Origin of the sequence: Rhodanobacter sp. ANJX3 (assembly GCF_014200755.1) — a bacterium.
Lineage (GTDB): Bacteria > Pseudomonadota > Gammaproteobacteria > Xanthomonadales > Rhodanobacteraceae > Rhodanobacter.
This window is the reverse complement of sequence record NZ_JACHCM010000003.1, coordinates 539740-559495: the sequence shown is the minus strand read 5'-3', so window position 1 is coordinate 559495 and position 19756 is coordinate 539740. Positions and strand designations below refer to the sequence as shown.

Here is a 19756-nt window from a genome sequence, read left to right as displayed (position 1 = left end):
CGCACGTGCCGCGCGCGGCTTGAGTCACTTCGAGCCGGTTGCCGGCGTCAGAATCAGTCGGAAGCAGCTGCCGCCGCCGGCGACGCGCACGTATTCCAGTGCGGCCTGGTTCGCCTCGCTCATCTGCCGAGCGAGGTAGAGGCCCAGACCGGTACCGTATTCGTGGGTGGTGTAGAACGGTTCGAAGATCTGCGCCGCGACCTTGGGCACGATGCCCGGGCCGCGATCGATCACTTCCAGAATCGGCACGCCATGCTCGCCCGCGCGCGCCACCACCATCACCCGCGCCGGTTCGCCCGGCAGGCGGCCGTAGCGCAGCGCGTTCTGTACCAGATTCCACACTACCTGCTGCAGCTGCTGCGGGTCGGCCACCGCCGTCACCGGCGCGCCGGTGGTGGCGACCACCCGCAGCGAGTCGGCGCCGAGGTCATTGCCTTCGCTGTATTCGGCCACGAAATGCTGCGCCCAGTTGCCCAGATCCAGCGTCTCCGGTCGGGAGCGCTCGCGGCGCGACAGCTGCAGGATGTTTTCGATGATTTCGTTGAGCCGTATACAGTGGTTGTTGATGATCTCGACCATGCGCTGGTCGGTCTGATCCATGCTCTTGGACTCGGCCAGCAGCTGTGCCGAGTAGCGGATCGCCGCCAGCGGATTGCGGATCTCGTGCGCGATCGAGGCAGACAGTCGGCCCAGCGAGGTCAGCGTGAGCTCTTCGGCGCGGCGCGACAGCAGCGAGGTGTCGTCGAGAAAAATCAGCACGTGCGAATCGTCGTTCGGCGCCAGGCGGCTGAAGCGCGGCACCACTTCGGGCACGCCGTCGGCCAGTTGCGTCGCGGTTTCGTCGAGCTTGCCCGAGGTCATCCAGTGATACAGGCGCCGCGACAGCTCGGGCGCCAGCTGGCCCAGGTCGCGCTGATCGGCGCCGGGGTTGCCCAGCAGCATCCAGGCCGATTCGTTGATTTGATGAATGCGATTGGCGTCGTCGACCAGCAGCACGCCGGTCTTCATGCGCCGGATGATCAGCTCGTTGACCTGGGCCATGTTGGCCAGGTCGGTGCTGCGCTGCTCCGCCAGCGCCTCGGTCGCGCGCAGCTGGCGCCCCAGCACGTGGCACAGGGTGGTGGCGGCGAAATAGGCCAGGCAAAACAATGCCGATTCGAGCAGGTCCCGATCGCCGGGTCCGCCATGGCTGGCCTGCAGAAAGGTGTGGCCGAGAATGCCCACGGTGGCCAGCGCCGCGAAGAAGCTGGATAGCCGCAGTGGCAGAATCAGTGCGCCGGCGCACAAGTTGACCGCCAGCATCATCGAGATGCCGATGCGCGTGTCGTCCATCGCCGAAATGGCCAGCACTGCCGCAGCGATGTCGACCACCAGCGCGGCAGACACGGCCAGCGTCACAGAGCCCATGCTGCGGCGGTTGAGCGCCAGCGACAGCAGCGCGAACAGCAGATAGAGCGTGACCACGTAACCGGCAAAATGGAGACTGCCGAGCTGAAACCAGCCCAGCCCCAAGGGCGTAAAGGCCAGGCCGACGTAGACCAGCGCCTGGATCACACGGAACACGTTGAGAAACGTGAGCTCGTGGCGGATCGTTTGGTTGCCGGCGTAGCTGGTCGTCACGGATGGAACGCTGGACACGTGCGGGCATGCTCTGCGGTGGTTTGCGTGAGTATAGAGGCGAGATCGAGGCCGCGCGCGCCGCCTTGGCAGTGGCGGGCAGGCGCATCAAACCGCCATGCGTGACGGCCGGAACGCGCCGGCTCTTTCCATTGCCGCCGGCTTCCGCGAAAATAGGCGGCCGAATAGCGCGGTTTCCCCCCGCTGACGAGTCTGCAGCCCGCATATCGCCAGCGCGACACTCCGCCGTCCGACTCTCCCGACCCACGCGCCGTTTTGCGTGCGGCCTTTATGTTTCTCCGTTCGCTCGAGGTATCGAATGAATTTCCACGAGTACCAAGCCAAAGAGTTGTTCGCGCAGTACGGCATCGCCGTGCCGCCGGGCAAGGTTGCCAATTCCCCCGACGCCGCCGTCGACGCCGCCAAGCATCTTGGCGGTTCGCAGTGGATGGTCAAGGCGCAGATCCACGCAGGCGGCCGCGGCAAGGCCGGCGGCGTCAAGTTCTGCAAGAGCTTCGACGACGTCCGCGCTGCAGCCAAAGGCATGCTCGGCACCCGCATGGAAACCTACCAGTCGGCCGGCCGTGCGCTGCCGGTGAACCTGGTGCTGGTGACCGATGCGACCAATATCGCCAAAGAGCTGTATCTGTCGATCCTGGTCGACCGCGACAGCAAGTCGGTGTCCTTCATCGCCTCCAAGCACGGCGGCGTAGACATCGAGCAGGTGGCCAAGGAAACGCCGGAAGACATCCATACCATCGTCATCGACTTCGTCGAAGGCCTGCAGCCGTATCAGTGCCGTCAGCTCGGTTTTGCGATGGACCTCAACGGCAAGCAGGTCAATCAGCTGACCAAGATCATGCTGGGCCTGTACAAGCTGTTCAACGAAAAGGATCTGGCCCTGGTCGAGCTGAACCCGCTCGCCGTGCTCGAAGACGGCACGCTGGCCGCGCTCGACGGCAAGGTCGACTCGGACGACAACGCGGAATTCCGTCATCCGGATCTGGGCGCCATGCGCGACCTGACCCAGGAAGACGCGGCCGAAGCGGCCGCGGTGCAGAACAACCTCAACTACGTGACGATGGACGGCAGCATCGGCTGCATGGTCAACGGCGCGGGTCTGGCCATGGCCACGATGGACGTGATCAAGCTGGCGGGCGGCGAGCCGGCCAACTTCCTTGACGTCGGCGGCGGCGCCACCAAGGAGCGCGTGACCGAAGCGTTCAAGCTGATCCTGTCGTCGGACAAGGTCAGGGCCATCCTGGTCAACATCTTCGGCGGCATCGTGCGCTGCGACCTGATTGCCGAAGGCATCATCGCCGCGGTAAAGGAAGTGGGCCTGAAGATCCCCGTCATCGTTCGCCTGCAGGGCACGAATGTCGAGAAGGGCCGCGAACTGCTGGCCAACTCCGGACTGGCGATCACGCCGGCCGACGATCTCAACGACGCGGCGCAAAAGGCCGTGGCTGCGGCCAAGGCTTAAGGGAGACATGCAAGCATGAGCGTTCTCGTCAACAAAAATACCAAGGTCATCGTGCAGGGCTTCACCGGCCAGCAGGGCACCTTCCACGCCGAGCAGGCGATCGATTACGGCACCAAGGTCGTCGGTGGCGTGACACCGGGCAAGGGCGGTTCCGAGCACATCGGTCTGCCGGTCTTCAACTCGGTCGATGAAGCCGTGCTGGAAACCGGTGCCGACGCGTCGGTGATCTTCGTGCCGCCGCCGTTCGCGGCCGACTCGATCCTCGAAGCGATCGATGCCGGTATCAAGGTGATTGTGGCGATCACCGAAGGCATTCCCGTGCTGGACATGCTGCGCGTCAAGAACGTGCTGGCGCAGCACCCGGAAATCGTGCTGATCGGGCCGAACTGCCCCGGCATCATTACCCCGGGCGAGTGCAAGATCGGCATCATGCCGGGCCATATCCACAAGCCGGGCAAGGTCGGCATCGTGTCGCGCTCCGGCACGTTGACCTATGAAGCCGTGTTCCAGACCACCAACGAAGGCCTGGGCCAGTCCACCTGCATCGGCATCGGTGGCGATCCGATCAACGGCCTGAACTTCATCGACTGCCTGAAGCTGTTTCAGGACGACCCGCAGACCGAAGGCATCATCATGGTCGGCGAGATCGGCGGTTCGGCCGAGGAAGACGCCGCCGAGTTCATCGGCGAGTACGTCACCAAGCCGGTGGTGTCGTTTATCGCCGGCGCCTCGGCGCCGGCCGGCAAGCGCATGGGCCACGCCGGCGCGATAATCTCCGGCGGCAAGGGCACGGCCGCGGCGAAGTTCGCCGCGCTCGAAAAGGCCGGCGTCACCACGGTGAAGTCGCCTGCCGATCTGGGCAAGACGCTCGCCAAGCTGATGTCCAAGTAAGTCGACACTTAAGCCAAGTCGCCGCCGTTTGGTGACACGAAAGGCCGCGGTCATGCCGCGGCCTTTTTTATGGGTGCCGGGCATGGCTATACCGATGGCTTTAGCGTCGGTGCCTTGTGCCGTCGGAAATCTGCAGGTCTTGGGCCGCTGCGCGCAGCAGCGCACCGGTCAGTTGCGTCAGGGCCGGCGAGCGGATCGTCCAGTGCTGCCAGTACATCGGTACGTCTAGCCAGCGCTCGGGTGCCAGCGTTTGCACGGCGCCGCTGACTAGCGGCCCGGCGAGCATGGCTGCGGGCGCCATGGCCCAGCCGAGTCCTAGCGCGGTCGCTTCAATGAACGCGGTCGATGACGGTATGTAGTGAATGGGCGGCGCCAGCTTGGCGCGCGTGACAGCGCGCATGAATCGCGTCTGCAGGGCGTCCCTGCGGTTGAAGATCAATACGGGTGCTTGGCCCAGCGCCGCGGCATTGAGACCGTCGCTGAAATACTTTTCGACGAAGGCCGGCGAGGCGATCGGCAGATAACGCATCACGCCGAGCTTTTTCACCGCGCAGCCCTGCACCGGCTTGGCATCGGCCGTGATCGCACCCAGCACCGAGCCGTCGCGCAATAAATCGGCCGAGTGGTCCTGATCTTCCGTTCGGATGTCGAACAGCATGCCGTGCCGCGCGTGCAGCTCCGCCAGCGCCGGCAGCAACCAGCTGGCCAGCGAGTCGGCATTCGCGGCAATCGCCATGGTCGAGGCTGCCCGGTTTGCCGGATCGGTCGCGGCAAACTCGCCCAGCGTTTCGGCTTCCATCAATTGCATCTGCTGCACGCTGCGCAACAGGCGTTGCCCGCTGGGGTGGCTCGGCATGGCAGGCGGCGCAGGATAAGCACCTGGCCCAGCCGATCCTCCAGCGCTTTGATCCGCTGCGAGATGGCGGAGGGCGTCAGCGACAGTCGCCGGGCGGCGGCATCGAAGCTGCCTTCGGCAAGCACGGCGGCGAAGGCGGTGAGCTGGGGATTCAACAGGGTCATCAAGGATGCCTTCGGCGTGCGCCGATGCGCTGTCATTAGCTTAAGTAAATCTAATGTAGCTGAAAAATATTTAGCTTTACTGATGCTTTGCACTGCCCCAGATTGCGGTTTACCTGAAGGAAGTCACCATGTCATCCACGGCTTATCTGGCTGGTCTCGGGACCGGCGCCAGCCTGATCATTGCGATCGGTGCGCAAAATGCCTTCGTGCTACGGCAGGGGCTGCAGCGGCAGCATGTCGGTCTGGTGGTGGCGATCTGCACGCTCTCGGATATGTCGCTGATCCTGCTAGGCGTCGCTGGCATGGGCTTGGTGGTGCAGCAACATGCGGGCCTGCTGCAATGGCTGCGTTATATCGGCGCTATCTTTCTGTTCGGCTACGGCTTGCTTGCCGCGTGGCGGGCCTGTCGTGGCACATCCGGACTGCAGCCTGCAGGCAGCGATATCGATGGCACCCGCTGGCGCGTAGTTGCGGCCAGCCTGGGCTTCACCCTGCTCAATCCGCACGTCTATTTGGATACCGTGGTGTTGCTGGGATCGGTGTCCACGCATTACGTGGGTGCGGCGCGCTGGTGGTTTGCCGCTGGTGCCGCGACGGCAAGCGTGGCTTGGTTCATCAGCTTGGGATTTGGTGCGCGATTCCTGTTGCCTTGGTTTCGCAGCGCACTGGCCTGGCGACTGCTGGATGCCTTCGTCGCCGTACTGATGCTGCTGCTGGCGGCCGTGCTGCTCGGTCTTTTCGGCTGAGCGGCGCCGCCGTGGCGGTGCGGCGCTCGGTTATCATGCGCTTCTGCATTCGACGTCGGATCTTTTGGGCATGACCACCTTACGCTTCGCGCTGGCGCAATTCGATTTTTCGGTCGGTGCCGTGGGCGCCAATGCGAAGCGCATGCGCGGCCTCATCGATGAAGCGCAGGCGCAGGGTGCGGCGCTGATCGCGTTTCCCGAGCTGTCGCTGAGCGGTTATCCGCCGGAGGATCTGCTGTTGCGGCCGAGCTTTCTCGCCGCCTGCGAGAGCGAATTGCAGGCTTTGGCTGCAGCGACGTCGAGCACGGCGGTGATCGTCGGTCATCCGCACAGCGAGGGCGAGGTATTCAACGCGGCCAGCCTGCTGCGCGAAGGCGTCATCGAAGTCACCGCGCACAAGCAGGCGCTGCCCAACTACGGCGTCTTCGACGACAAGCGCTATTTCCGCCCTGGCCATGAAAGCGTGGTGGTTACCATCGACGGCGTCCGCGTGGGCCTGCTGATCTGCGAAGACGTCTGGATGCCCGAGCCGGCGGCCAAGGCGGCGGCCGCGGGCGCGGAGCTGATTATCGTGATCAACGCCTCGCCCTGGGACGATGCCAAGCAGTCGACCCGCGAAGCCGTGCTGACGGCGCGGGCGCTGGAAACCGGCTGCGCGATTGCCTACGTCAACGTGATCGGCGGTCAGGACGAGGTGGTCTACGACGGCGCTTCGCTGCTGGTGAACGGCGACGGTCGCATCGCGGGCCGCGCACCGGCGTTCGCCGAAGCGCTGCTGTGGGCGCAGTTCGATTCGAAGACGCGCACCCTGGTTGCCGAAGACTGGCCGCAAGCCACCGATACCTCGCACGAGGCGATTCTCTATGCGGCACTGGTGCGCGGCATTCGCGACTACATCGACAAGAACGGGTTCGGCGGCGTGCTGCTGGGCCTGTCCGGCGGCATCGATTCGGCACTGACGCTGGCGCTGGCGGTCGATGCGCTGGGCGCCGATCGCGTCACCGCCGTGATGATGCCGATGCGCTACACCTCGCAGCTGTCGCTGGACGGCGCGCGCGCACAGGCGCAGCTGCTCGGTGTCGACTATCACGTGATCTCGATCGAGCCGACCTATGCGTCGTTTATCGATGCGCTGACGCCGGCGTTTGCCGGCAAACCGGCGGATACGACCGAGGAAAACCTGCAATCGCGCACCCGTGGCGTGATGCTGATGGCGCTGTCCAACAAGCACGGACGGCTGCTGCTGGCGACCGGCAACAAAAGCGAGATGGCAGTCGGCTATGCCACGCTGTACGGCGATATGTGCGGTGCCTATGCGCCGCTCAAAGACGTCTACAAGACCGAGGTCTACAAGCTGTCGCGCTGGCGCAACACTCGGCCCGACGGCGCGGAGTTCATCCCGATGGCGGTGATCGAACGGCCGCCCTCGGCCGAACTGCGCGAGGATCAGACCGATCAGGATTCGCTGCCGCCCTACGACGAGCTCGATGCGATCCTCGAACGCTTTATCGAAGACGAGCAGTCGCAGGCGGAAATCGTCGCAGCCGGGTTCGATGCCGAGACGGTGCGCCGAGTCGCGCGGCTGGTGCTGGCCAACGAGTTCAAGCGGCGCCAGTCGGCACCGGGGCCGCGCGTGACCCGGCGCGCCTTCGGTCGCGAGCGGCGTTATCCGATCACCTCCGGCTGGCGCTGAAGGTACATCTGGTACTAAGGACATGAAAAAGCCGGCGATCGCTCGCCGGCTTTTTCATGTCGGACAAATGGCTGACTCAATAATGGCCGGAGAACGGCACCATCTTGCGCAACGTCGACGGCGCGTGCGGCCACTTGGGATCTTTCAGATAGGGATGATTCGGGTAGTTCAAAGCGAGCACCTGGCGGGTCTGGTCGGCCAGCTCCTTGTGATCGAGCGCTAGGTAACTGCGGGTGAGGATGGCCAGCGCGTCGCCGGTCTGCGGCGCCTGCTGGTAATGTTCGATGACATACTGCGAGCGGTCGGCCGCAGCGATGTAGGCTTTGTTGCGCAGATAGAACTCGGCCACATCGATCTCGAACTCGGCCAGGCTGTTGCGCAGATAGATCATGCGCTGGCGCGCGTCCGCGGCATACGCGCTGTCGGGATAGCGACGGGTCAGCTCGGAAAAGTCGTCGAACGACTGCAGGTTGTAACCCTGGTCGCGACGTGCCTGACCGTTTTCGCGGTAAACATAGCGTTCGATGACGCCGCTGGTGCGATCGAAATTGATCAGGCCGCGTAGGTAATAGGCATAATCGATGTGATTATTGGCCGGGTAGGTCTTGATGAAGCGGTTGATCGTCGAGTACGCGTCTTCCATCTGGTTGTTCTTGTACTGCGCGTAGGCCAGGTCGATCTGGGCCTGCTCGTTGTACGGGCCGGACGGGAAACGGGCGATCAGGCGCTGGTAGGCCTTGACGGCAGCCGCGTAGTCGGAGTTTTCCAGCGAATCGTGCGCGGTGTTGTAGAGCGCATCCACCGGCAGGGTATCGAGCGTGTCGCGCTTATGATGGAACAATGAGCACGCGCTCATCGACACCGCAAACGCGAGCACGACCAGCACCTTGAAAACACGCAATTGGGTCATCGGCAGTTTCATTACACGCATGGGAAAAGAATTCAGATGTTTGATCGAAGAGGCATGATAGCCGAAACCGGCCACAGCCCGTGGGGACGGCCATGACCACCATACGGCACGAGGCGGACGTCCCCCTGACCGCCGCGGGACGCAGATTCGACCAGGCATTGGCCGAGATGTTCCCCGATTACTCGCGTTCGCGGCTCAGCGGCTGGATCAAGTCCGGCGCGGTGACCCTGGACGGCGCCCAGGCGCCGCCGCGCCAGCTGCTGCGCGGCGGCGAGCAGGTGCGGCTGCGGGTGGAGCTGGCGGCCGAGGTCACCAGCGAGCCGGAGGCGATCGCGTTGGAGATCGTGCATGAGGACGAGCACCTGCTGGTGCTGAACAAACCGGCCGGGCTGGTGGTACATCCTGGCGCCGGCAACCCCGCCGGTACCCTGCTGAATGCGCTGCTGCATCACGACCCCAAGCTGGCCGAGCTGCCGCGCGGCGGCATCGTGCATCGGCTGGACAAGGACACCTCCGGCCTGATGGTGGTGGCGAAAACCCTGCCGACCTGCACCGCCCTAGTCGATTTGCTGTCCCGGCATGAGGTGGAGCGCCAGTACGAAGCGGTAGTGCTGGGCACGATGGTCTCCGGCGGCACCGTCGACGCACCGATCGGTCGGCACATGGGCGACCGCCTGCGCCAGTCCGTGCGCGACGAGGAGGACGGCAAGCACGCGGTCACGCATTACCGCCTGCGCGAGCGCTTCCGCGCCCACAGCCTGCTGCAGTGCCAGCTGGAAACCGGCCGTACGCATCAGATCCGTGTACACATGGCGCATATCAACCACCCGCTGCTGGGCGATCCGCTCTACGGCGGTGGCCTGAAGCTGCCCAAGGGCGCCTCGCCCGAGCTGATCGCCGTATTGCGCGGTTTTCGCCGGCAGGCGCTGCACGCCGAGCGGCTATCGTTCGTGCATCCGGTAACAGAAGAAACGCTCTCGTTCAGCGCAGAGCGCCCCGCCGACCAGCTGACGCTGATCGAGGCACTGCGGGCCGATCTGGCCGCGCACGGTGCCGACGATTATTGAGCACTATGGCCGAACAGCTTTCCGATGATCGATAGCTGGGTGTTTCCAGACTGGCCTGCGCCGCCTACTGTCCGTGCGGTGGTCACCACGCGGCACGGCCCCGGGGTGTCGGCGGCGCCGTTCGATCGTCTGAACCTCGGTTTGCGCAGCGGCGACGCCGTCGATACGGTGCAGGCCAATCGCGGTGGCTTGCAGCAGGCATTGGCGCTGCCGGCCGCGCCGCGCTGGCTGCGTCAGGTGCACGGCACGACGGTGGCGGAGCTCGGGCCGTTGCCCAGCGCGGATGAGCCGCAGGCGGATGCGGCCGTTTCGCATCTGCCGGGCACGGTGCTGGCGATTCTCACGGCGGATTGTCTGCCGGTGCTTTTCTGCACCACGGACGGTCGCGAAATCGCCGCCGCCCATGCCGGCTGGCGTGGCCTGTCGAACGGCATATTGGAAGAAACCCTCACCGGGCTGCGCGCGGCGCGGGAAAACATTCTCGCGTGGCTGGGGCCGTGCATCGGTGCGCCATCGTACGAAGTGGGCGAAGAGGTGCTTACCGCCTTCGTCGAATTCGACCCGTCCGCTGCGTCGTGCTTCGCCGCGACGCGCCCCGGCCATTGGCTGTGCGATCTGACCGCACTGGCGCGTCTTCGGCTGCAGACCGCCGGCGTATCGCGTGTTTACGGCGGCGGCTTCGACACGTTCACCGACCCACGCTTCTATTCCTACCGGCGCGACGGCGAGCGCAGCGGACGGTTCGGCAGTTTGATCTGGCTGGAGCGCGAGAAAGCTTTGCCTCAGGCCTGAGCCTCGGTCGGTTCGGCGTGGATATCCGTCAGCGCCGCGAGAAAGTTGTTGCGCCACGCGGTGAGATCGTGTTTTTCCAGCACGTCCATCATTGCTCGCCAGCGGCGCTTGCGTTCCTTGAGCGGCATTTTCAGCGCGCGCTCCAGCGCGTCGGCAACCTCGGCAGTATCGGCCGGATTGATCAACAAGGCCTCGGGCAGTTCGAACGCGGCGCCGGCGAAGCGCGAGAGCACAAGTACGCCGGGATCTTTCGGATCCTGGCTGGCGACATATTCCTTCGCCACGAGGTTCATGCCGTCACGCAGCGGCGTGACGAAACCCACGCGCGCATTGCGGTAATAGCCGGTGAGCACGCTGTGCGGAAAGGACTGATTGACGTACCGGATCGGCACCCAGTCCGGCGCAGCGTACATGCCGTTGATGTGGCCGGCGCTGCGCTCCAAGTCGCGGCGTATCTGCTGGTACTGCGGCACTACGCCACGAGAGGTCGGCGCGATCTGCAGAAAGGTGATCTGCCGGTGCAGCTCGGGCGCGCGTTCCAGCAGATGCGCGTAGCCCAGAAAGCGCTCGGGCAGGCCTTTGGAGTAATCGAGCCGGTCTACGCCGATGATCAGCGCGCGATCCGCCAGGCTGCTGTGCAGTTGCTTGATTTCATCGAGCGATTCGGCCTCCCTGGCGGTCTGGGCGACCAGCGTGGTGTCGATGCTGATGGGAAACACCGCTGCGCGAAAGCTGCGCCCGTCGGCGGCGCGCAGCCGGCCGCCGGTGCGCATCGCGCCGCCGATCTCGTGCAGGAAATAATCTTCCAGCGCGCGCAGGTCGCGCGCCGTTTGCAGGCCGACGAGGTCGTAGCTGGCCAGCGTCTCCAGCAGCGCGCGGTGCTTGGGCAGCACGATCAGCAGCGCGGCCGGCGGCAGCGGCGTGTGCAGGAAAAAGCCGATCCGGTTTTTTACGCCGCGCTCGCGCAGCATCGAGGCGACGGGAATTAGATGATAGTCGTGCACCCAGACGATATCGTCCGGCTTGAGCAGCTTCACCAGATGATCGGCGAACAGCGCGTTAGTGCGCATATAGCCGTCCAGATGGCTACGCTGGTAATCGACCATGTCGAGACGATAATGCAGCAGCGGCCACAGCGTGCGGTTGGCGAACCCCGCGTAGAATTCGTCGTGATCCTGACGCGAAAGATCGAAGGTCGCGTAGTCGATGGACTCGTGAGTGATCTGGTTGAGCTTTTCCTCGCTGGACACCTTGCCGCTCCAGCCGAACCACAGCCCGCCGTGCTCCTGCAGGGCGGCCTGCATGGCGGACGCCAGGCCGCCGGTGGAGGTTTCTCCGGGCAGCGCGATGCGGTTGGAAATTACCACCAGGCGACCGGGCTTCTTATCGCTCATAGCGCTTCCTCCCAGCGACGCGACAGACGCATGGCCGCCTGAATGAGACCGACCAGCGAATAGGTTTGCGGGTAATTGCCCCAGTGTTCGCCGCTGCCCGGTGCCAAGTCTTCCGACAGCAGGCCCAGCGCATTGCGCTTGCTCAGCATGTTTTCGAACATGGCGCGCGCCTGCTCTTCGCGACCGGTGGCGGCCAGCGCCTCGATGTACCAGAACGTGCAGATGTTGAAAGCGGTTTCGGGCGTGCCGAAATCGTCCGGCGCGATATAGCGAAACAGGTAATTGCCGCGGCCGAGCGCGGCGCCGATGGCATCCACCGTGGCGACGAAGCGCGGATCGGTCGCCTCGACAAAGCCGATGTTCGCCAGCAGCAGCAGGCTGGCGTCCAGGTTTTCGCCGTCGTACGCATCGACGAAATAGCCGAGCTTTTCATTCCACGCGCGTGCCTCGATACGCGCATGCAGCTCCAGCGCTTCGTGATGCCAGTAGCGCGCGCGGTCGTCCAGGCCCAGCTCGGTGGCGATATGCGCCAGCCGATCGCAGGCCGCCCAGCACATCGCCGCCGAGTAGGTATGTACCGAGGCGCGCCCGCGGAATTCCCACAAACCGGCGTCGGTCTGTTCGGCCATGCGCAGCGCAGCAGTGCCCATGCGTTCGAGCCGTTTGAACATGATGGCGTCGCCGCGGTGCTCGATGCGGCGATCGAAAAACAGCTGGGCCGACGACAGCACAACCGAGCCGTAGGCATCGTTCTGGCGCTGCTGCCACGCGTCGTTGCCCACGCGCACCGGGCCCATGCCGCGATAGCCGGCCAGCCCATCGACCTGGCGCTCGTGCAGCTCACGCTCGAAGGTGATACCGAAGACCGGGCCGACTTCGTCGTCGCCCTCGACCACGGCCAGGTTGAAGACATAGCGGATGTAGTCCTCCATGGTGCTGGTGACGCCGAGCCGGTTGAGCGTGCGCACGGTGAAAGCCGAGTCGCGCAGCCAGCAGTAGCGGTAATCCCAGTTGCGCGCGGTGCCCGGCGCTTCGGGAATGGAAGTGGTCAGGGCCGCCACGATGGCACCGGTCGCCTCGTACTGGCACAGCTTCAGCGTGATGGCGGCGCGGATCACCGCGTCCTGCCACTCGTAGGGAATCGACAGGCTGCGCACCCAATCGCGCCAATAGGCCTGGGTGCGCTCCAGCGCGCGATGGATGAAATCCGCCGGACTTTCGCTCAAGGTTTCATCGGGACCGAAAACGAAATGCGCCGGACGATCCAGGCTGAAAGGCAGGCTGCGTTCGATCAGCGGGGTGGCCACATCGCTGGTCAGGCGCTGGGTGACCTCGCTGAGGATGTAGCGGATATGGTTGCTGCCGGAGGTGGTTGCCGCCGGTTGCGTGCCGTAATCGCAAAGCGGCTGCAGCTTGACGCGGATGCGCGGCGAGCCGCTGAGTGGGCTGACTTTTCGGGCGAGCATCACCGGGTGATAGACGCGGCCGAGCGAACGGTGGCGCGGGGCGAAGTCGACGATTTCGATGGCGCCGCCGTGCTTGTCGAAAAGCTTGGTCACCAGCACGGCGGTGTTCGGCAGGTATCGCTGTTCCGCTCGCTCGAAGTCTTCCAGCTCGATGGCCCACTCGCCGCCGCCGATCTTCGGCGAGAGCAGCTTGCAGAAGCTGGCATCGGCATCGAAGCGAGGCAGGCAGCACCAGACGATGCTGCCGTGTGGATCGATCAGTGCGGCAATGCTGCCGTTGCCGATGACGCCGAGCTCAAGGCTGGCGGGTAGGTCGTTCGGCGGGTAGGTCGTCATATTTCGGAGGTTCCTCGCGAGAGTGCGTCAAGGACGCGAGCGAGCCAGGCCGCCACCGCAGCAGGGCCGGACAATGAAAAGAACGCGTGCGTGACGCGGGGCGAACCGACCAAAATGCCGACGCCGCCTCTTTTGTGGACGCTGGCAAAGGCGTGCTCGTCGGTCAGATCGTCGCCCAGGTACACCGGCAGCCGGCCGGCAAAAGGCGCGCTGGCCAGCAATTCGCTCACCGCGCGACCTTTGTCCATGCCGGCCGGTTTGAATTCGATCACCAGATTGCCAGGCTGCAGCTCATAGCCGGGCAGCTGGCCGATCATGTCGACAGCGGCATCGTGCAAAGGCTCGAACTGCTGCGGTGCGCGGCGGCAATGCAGGGCAACCGCCATCTGCTTGTCCTCGCGCTCCACGCCTTCGAAGCGGCCGGCAAGCGCCGCCGTGGCCTCATGCATGCGCTGCTGCTGTTCGCCGTCCACCGTTATCCTACGAAAACTGCCGTCGGCACGTCGCAGTTCCAGCCCGTGCAGGCCCGTCGCCGCCCACTGAGGTTTTCCGAAAAGTCGGTCCAGATCGTCCAGTGCGCGCCCGCTGACCAGCGCCAGCGCGCCGCCCAACGCTTCATGCAGCGCGTGCAGCAAGCACAATAAATCGTTGCTGACGCTGACGCTGCGTGGATCGTCCCGGAAATCCAGCAGCGTGCCGTCCACGTCCAGAAAAAGCGCCCATCGTGTGTCGCCGGAAGGCAGCGGCGGCGCGGTCAACGGCGCCTGTTCCATCAGATCGGATCGAGCGTTTGATGTGTCCATTGCTGCACCGTAGCAATTTCTATGTGAAAGATATCTTTGATCTGGATCAAATGGGACGCACAAGCGGGGCTGTCGCGTCTTGATTCACTTCGTGCCGTCCGCATCTTTCAGCCAGTGGCAGAGCGGCCGAGCGATGGCCGTCCGCCAAATCTACCGAGGGCTAATCGATGCGAATGGACAAACTCACGTCGCGTTTCCAGCAGGCGCTGGCGGACGCGCAGTCGCTGGCCGTGGGTCGCGACAACAACATGCTCGAACCTGCGCACGTCATGGCCGCGCTGCTCAATCAGCAGGGCGGTTCGACCGGGCCGCTGCTGACGCAGGCGCAGGTCAACGTGCCGGCGCTGCAGCAGCGCGTCAACGAATTGCTGGAACGGCTGCCGAAGGTTAGTGGTCAGGAAGGCAATATCCACGCGGGCAACGAGCTGACACGCTTGCTCAACCTCACCGACAAGCTGGCCCAGCAGCGTGGCGATCAGTTCATCGCCAGCGAGCTGTTCGTGCTGGCGGCGCTGGAAGACAAGGGCGAGCTCGGCGCGGCGCTGAAGGCGGCAGGTGCGACCAAGTCGAACCTGGAAGCGGCGATCGACAAACTGCGTGGCGGCGAAAAGGTACAGAGCGAAAATGCCGAGGAGCAGCGCCAAGCGCTGGAGAAATACTGCATCGACCTGACCGAGCGGGCCGAAAGCGGCAAGCTCGACCCGGTGATCGGTCGCGACGAAGAGATTCGCCGCACCATTCAGGTGCTGCAGCGGCGCACCAAGAACAACCCCGTGCTGATCGGCGAACCCGGCGTCGGCAAGACTGCCATCGTCGAAGGTCTGGCTCAGCGCATCGTCAAGGGCGAAGTGCCCGAAGGCCTGCGCGATCGCCGCGTGCTGTCGCTCGACATGGGCGCGCTGATTGCCGGCGCCAAATTCCGCGGCGAGTTCGAGGAGCGGCTCAAAGCCGTGCTCAGCGACCTGGCCAAGCAGGAAGGTCGGGTAATCCTGTTTATCGACGAGCTGCACACCGTCGTCGGCGCCGGCAAGGCCGACGGCGCGATGGACGCGGGCAACATGCTCAAGCCCGCTCTGGCGCGCGGCGAGCTGCACTGCATCGGTGCCACCACGCTGGACGAGTATCGCAAGTACATTGAGAAGGACGCCGCGCTGGAGCGCCGCTTTCAGAAGGTCTTTGTGGGCGAACCCAGCGTCGAGGACACCATTGCGATCCTGCGCGGGCTGAAGGAGCGCTATGCCGTGCATCACGGCGTGGAGATCACCGATCCGGCAATCGTCGCCGCAGCCACGCTGTCGCATCGCTATATCGCCGACCGCCAGCTGCCGGACAAGGCGATCGACCTGATGGACGAAGCCGCCTCGCGCATCCGCATGGAGATCGACTCCAAGCCGGAAGAGCTCGACCGGCTGGAGCGCCGGCTGATCCAGCTGAAGATCCAGCGCGAGATGCTGAAGAAGGAAAAGGACAGCGAATCGAAGCAGCGTCTGGCCGATCTGGAAACCGACGTCGACAAGCTCGAGCGCGAGTTTTCCGATCTCAACGAAATCTGGAAGTCCGAGAAGGCGGCCCTGCAGGGCGTCACTCGCGTGAAGGAACAGATCGAGCAGGCGCGGCAGGAGCTCGATGCGGCGCAGCGGCAGCAGGACTACGCCAAGATGAGCGAAATCCAGTACGGCAAGCTGCCCGAGCTGGAAAAGCAGCTCACTGCGGCACAGGCCGCCGAGACGCAGGATTTCAAGCTGCTGCAGGACAAGGTCACCGCCGAGGAAATCGCCGAAGTCGTGGCGCGCTGGACCGGTATCCCCGTCAGCAAGATGCTCGAAGGCGAGCGCGAAAAGCTGCTGCATATGGAAGACGATCTGCATCGTCGCGTGGTCGGTCAGGACGAGGCCGTTCGCGCCGTGTCCGACGCGATCCGGCGCGCGCGCGCCGGGCTGTCCGATCCGAATCGGCCCAGCGGCTCGTTCCTGTTTCTCGGCCCTACCGGCGTGGGCAAGACCGAGCTGTGCAAGGCGCTGGCCGAGTTCATGTTCGACACCACCGATGCGATGGTGCGCATCGACATGAGCGAGTTCATGGAAAAGCACTCGGTGAGCCGGTTGATCGGCGCGCCGCCCGGTTATGTGGGTTACGAGGAAGGCGGCTATCTCACCGAGGCAGTGCGTCGACGTCCGTACAGCGTGATCTTGCTGGACGAGGTGGAGAAGGCGCACTCGGACGTGTTCAACGTGCTGCTGCAGGTACTGGACGACGGCCGTCTCACCGACGGCCAGGGCCGCACAGTGGACTTTCGCAACACCGTCATCGTGATGACCTCGAACCTCGGTTCCAACGTGATCCAGGACATGTCGGACAACGGCGGCAGTCTGGACAGCGAAGAGCAATACACACAGATGAAGGCCTCGGTGCTCGGCGTGGTGCAGGCGCACTTCCGGCCGGAGTTCATCAACCGGCTCGACGAGCTGGTGGTGTTCCGTCCGCTGGACAAAAAGCAGATCGGCGCGATCGCACGCATCCAGCTGGCGTATCTGGAAAAACGACTGGCCGAGCGTCAGCTCAAGCTGGAAGTCAGCGATGACGCGCTGGTCCTGCTCGGCAACGTTGGCTTCGATCCGGTCTACGGCGCGCGGCCGCTGAAGCGGGCGATCCAGCAGCAGCTGGAAAATCCGCTGGCCAAGCAGATTCTGGAGGGACGCTACGCGGCCGGTTCCACGATCGGCGTGGACGTCGAAAGCGGTGAGCTGGCGTTTCACACACGCTGATCGTCGGCCTTCGCCGCGACATACGAACAAAAAAATCCCGGCGTCTGCGCCGGGATTTTTTGTCGAGCGATAGGGTGACTACCAGCTGTAGCGAACCTTGCCGTAGACGTAGGCGCCGTTGTAGCCGAACGGCGAGAAGGTCGAGTAGGGCAGGGTGCCGTTGTTGGTGTTGTTGGCGATATTGCGGTCCGGATAGGTGTCCAGCGCGTCGTCCGCGCCCACTGTGAAGGTCCAGTTGTTCAACCGGTAGTTAACCGCCAGATCCAGCAGCCACTTCGGCGAAAAGGTCTGGTCGACCACGCCGGTGGCGACGTTGTAACTGGCCAGGTTGCTGACATAGCTGGTGTAGCTGCCATAGCGGGTCAGGGTCGCAGTGACGCCCCAGTTGCCGACGTTGTACAGCTCGCTGAGGATCAGCTTGCTGCGGGGGGTGGAGTTGGCCAGATAACCCTCGATGTCCTGGCGGCTCAGGCGTACGAAGTTGACGCCGAGGTTTTGCAGCACCGCCGGATTGGCCTTGACCTGGGTGACCTTGTTCTGGTTGTAGTTGGCGCTGAGTGTGGTGGAGAGCGTTCCCGCGGTACCGAAATCGGCCAGATAGGTGCCGACGAAATCGACGCCGCGCGTGCGCGTGTCGGCCGCGTTGGTGAAGTAGTTGAGGCTGCTGTAATTGAGGTTGGTGATCCCATTGGCGGTCAGATAGCTCACCACGGACGGCGCCGTGGTCGAGATCGCACCGGACAGCGCAATGCGGTTCTGGATATCGATCTGGTAGATGTCCGCGCTGAGCGTCAGCGCATCGGTCGGGTTCCAGACCGCGCCGAAGGTGAAGTTTTCGGACTTCTCCGGTTTCAGCGGCTGCGCACCGAGCAGGCGCGCGATCGGACTGCTGACCGGTACCAGGCCCGAGTTGTAGATGCCGGCGGGCAGGCCGGCCGAATTGCCCGTGGCATAGAACAGCGACGATATCTGCGAGAAGTATTGCTGCCCCAGCGATGGTGCGCGGAAGCCGGTCGAGGCGCTGGCGCGCAGGGCAAAGCGGTCGGTGAAATCGAAGCGGCCGGCCAGCGAGCCCGACGTGGTGTTGCCGAAATCGTTGTAGTGCTCGTGCCGCACGGCGGCCGAAACCGCGAGGCGATCGGTCAGGTTGGTCTCCAGATCGAGGTATTCGGCCACGTCCTGCCGCGACGCGTCCACCGCATTGGCCGGCTGCCAGCCGGCGAACCCCTGCGCGCCGCCGGACACGCCCGATGTGCCGACATACCAGGACGGCAGCGAGCCGGCAGCGATGCTGTAGGTCTGTCGCAGGTATTCGGCGCCGAACGCCACCGTCAACGGGTTGGGCAGCCAGCTCGGCGAAAGGTCCTTGGCGATATCGAGGTCGACCGCTTCCTGGGCGGCGGTGAGAATGCCGTCGTCGAATGTCGTCGGCGTGGTGCCGAAGTCGTGCAGGTAGGCGTAGTTGAGACTGTTCTGGGTTTCGTAGGAAACCCGGTTGCGGCCGAAATTGCCGCTCAGGTCCCAGCGCCAGCCGTCGAGCGTGCCGCGCAGGCCGGTGACCAGCGACTGATCGGTCGAATCGGCGTGCTCCAGCGGCAAAAAGCCGTTGGGGTAGACCTCGCCGATCAGCGCGTTGTTGGACTTGGGCGCGTTGGTGCCGTAACGGAAAAACGCCGGCGAGGTGCTCTGGCGACGACCGAAATGGCCGAACGCGTAGAACTGCACATCGGGGGTGATGTCGTACTGGGTATTGAGCAGCACATTGCTGTCGTGCACGGCCGGATCGCCCTGGCGGTAGTTCACGCCCAGCGCGGTATAGCCCGGCCGCGTGTCCGGCGCGGCGCGGTTGGTGTAGTCCTCGTTGCCGCTCTGTACGGACAGGCGCAGCCAGCCCTTGTCGTCGGCGAGCGGTATGCCGAAGTCGGCCGACCCCTGCCACTGCCGGCCGTCGCCCGCCGAATACTGGCCGCCGGTGACCTCGACGTCGCCACCCTTGGCGCCCTTTTTCAGGATGATGTTGATCACACCGGCAATCGCGTCGGAGCCGTACTGGGCCGAGGCGCCGTCGCGCAGCACTTCGATATGATCGATGGCCGACAGCGGAATGGTGTTGAGATCGACCGACTGCGAACCCCGGCCAATGACGCCGTTGTTCAGCAGAATCGCGCCCGCATGCCAGCGCTTGCCGTTCACCAGCACCAGCACCTGGTCCGGCGAAAGGCCGCGCAGCTGGGCCGGGCGCTGGCTGTCCGCCGTATCCGATGCCGAGGGTCGCGGAAAATTCAGCGACGGGATAATGCGCGCGAGTGCCGTGGGCAAATCGTTGGTGCCGGTCTGCTGCAGCACTTTCGCCGAGACGACATCGATCGGCGTGAGCGAGCTGCTTTTCGTACGGCTATCCGAGCGCGTACCGGTCACGATCACTGCGCTGAGATCCTTGGTCTTGGCTGGCGTGGGTGCTGGTGTGGTGTCTTGCGCTGCCGCTGCATTTGAGAGTGCAAGCGCGATGATGGCGGGCAAATAGGCCGGGATAAAACGGCTTTGGCGCTTGCTGATCATTGCTTTCTCTAAACCTGTGTCTTTGATGGAAGAAATCGCAGGTTAACGACGAATGAATAATCGGTCAATCGATATAGACGTCTATATGTCCAAATGGATATAAGACCAATACATAAGGTTATGGCCGCTGGTTAAGCGTTTGGCTCTTCTTTTTGCCCTTTGTGCAGCGATGCGCTTTTGTACGGTGGTCGCCATCGAATGAAAATCCCGGCGT

The 19756-nt window shown here is 64.1% G+C and carries 13 protein-coding genes and 1 pseudogene; 7 read left to right on the top strand and 7 right to left on the bottom strand.

Annotation, left to right across the window (positions count from 1 at the left end; all coding sequences use genetic code 11):
• Positions 1–24: 24 nt before the first annotated feature.
• A complete protein-coding gene (locus HDE76_RS11035) occupies positions 25–1620 on the bottom strand; it encodes a HAMP domain-containing sensor histidine kinase (protein WP_343205693.1) in 1596 nt (531 codons plus the stop codon).
• Positions 1621–1897: 277 nt separating this feature from the next.
• Between HDE76_RS11035 and sucC the strand changes: the two genes are divergently transcribed.
• Positions 1898–3100, top strand: a complete 1203-nt coding sequence (sucC, locus tag HDE76_RS11030) for an ADP-forming succinate--CoA ligase subunit beta (protein ID WP_343205692.1) — start codon at positions 1898–1900, stop codon at positions 3098–3100.
• Between the two features lie 15 nt (positions 3101–3115).
• Complete coding sequence (sucD, locus tag HDE76_RS11025; RefSeq protein WP_179477745.1) at positions 3116–3991, top strand: succinate--CoA ligase subunit alpha; 876 nt, start codon at positions 3116–3118, stop codon at positions 3989–3991.
• Between the two features lie 100 nt (positions 3992–4091).
• On the opposite strand, the pseudogene HDE76_RS11020 reads toward sucD, so the two are convergent.
• Positions 4092–5011: pseudogene (locus tag HDE76_RS11020) on the bottom strand (LysR family transcriptional regulator ArgP).
• A gap of 128 nt (positions 5012–5139) precedes the next feature.
• Between HDE76_RS11020 and HDE76_RS11015 the strand changes: the two are divergent.
• Both HDE76_RS11015 and HDE76_RS11010 read left to right on the top strand, forming a co-directional pair.
• Positions 5140–5757 carry a LysE/ArgO family amino acid transporter gene (locus HDE76_RS11015; RefSeq protein ID WP_179477743.1) on the top strand — a complete coding sequence of 206 codons (618 nt, stop codon included), beginning with the start codon at positions 5140–5142 and terminating at the stop codon, positions 5755–5757.
• Positions 5758–5827: 70 nt separating this feature from the next.
• On the top strand, positions 5828–7450 hold the full coding sequence (locus tag HDE76_RS11010; RefSeq protein ID WP_184507389.1) for an NAD+ synthase: 1623 nt from the start codon (positions 5828–5830) through the stop codon (positions 7448–7450).
• Positions 7451–7526: 76 nt separating this feature from the next.
• Here HDE76_RS11010 and HDE76_RS11005 read toward each other — a convergent pair whose 3' ends face one another.
• Entirely contained in the window at positions 7527–8360 is an 834-nt protein-coding gene (locus HDE76_RS11005) for an outer membrane protein assembly factor BamD (protein ID WP_255457676.1), read from the bottom strand.
• Between the two features lie 92 nt (positions 8361–8452).
• Here HDE76_RS11005 and rluD point away from each other — a divergent pair, with 92 nt between their 5' ends.
• Both rluD and pgeF read left to right on the top strand, forming a co-directional pair.
• Positions 8453–9427, top strand: coding sequence for a 23S rRNA pseudouridine(1911/1915/1917) synthase RluD (gene rluD / locus HDE76_RS11000; RefSeq protein WP_184507386.1), 975 nt, complete (start codon positions 8453–8455; stop codon positions 9425–9427).
• Between the two features lie 24 nt (positions 9428–9451).
• On the top strand, positions 9452–10219 hold the full coding sequence (pgeF, locus tag HDE76_RS10995) for a peptidoglycan editing factor PgeF (RefSeq protein WP_179477739.1): 768 nt from the start codon (positions 9452–9454) through the stop codon (positions 10217–10219).
• Here the strand turns inward: pgeF and otsA are convergent.
• The 3 genes from otsA to otsB are packed head-to-tail and all read right to left on the bottom strand — an operon-like array spanning position 10210 to position 14218.
• A complete protein-coding gene (gene otsA, locus HDE76_RS10990) occupies positions 10210–11613 on the bottom strand; it encodes an alpha,alpha-trehalose-phosphate synthase (UDP-forming) (RefSeq protein WP_179477738.1) in 1404 nt (467 codons plus the stop codon). The two genes, pgeF and otsA, sit on opposite strands and share 10 nt — an antisense overlap.
• Positions 11610–13415 carry a glycoside hydrolase family 15 protein gene (locus HDE76_RS10985; RefSeq protein ID WP_184507383.1) on the bottom strand — a complete coding sequence of 602 codons (1806 nt, stop codon included), beginning with the start codon at positions 13413–13415 and terminating at the stop codon, positions 11610–11612. Before HDE76_RS10985 ends, otsA begins: the two co-directional genes overlap by 4 nt.
• On the bottom strand, positions 13412–14218 hold the full coding sequence (otsB, locus tag HDE76_RS10980; protein WP_255481542.1) for a trehalose-phosphatase: 807 nt from the start codon (positions 14216–14218) through the stop codon (positions 13412–13414). The genes HDE76_RS10985 and otsB overlap by 4 nt, the downstream gene beginning before the upstream one ends.
• Before the next feature lie 167 nt (positions 14219–14385).
• Between otsB and clpB the strand changes: the two genes are divergently transcribed.
• Positions 14386–16983: an ATP-dependent chaperone ClpB gene (clpB, locus tag HDE76_RS10975; protein WP_179477736.1), complete on the top strand. Its 2598-nt coding sequence runs from the start codon at positions 14386–14388 to the stop codon at positions 16981–16983.
• Positions 16984–17061: 78 nt separating this feature from the next.
• Here clpB and HDE76_RS10970 read toward each other — a convergent pair whose 3' ends face one another.
• Positions 17062–19542, bottom strand: a complete 2481-nt coding sequence (locus HDE76_RS10970; protein ID WP_184507380.1) for a TonB-dependent receptor — start codon at positions 19540–19542, stop codon at positions 17062–17064.
• Between the last annotated feature and the right edge of the window lie 214 nt (positions 19543–19756).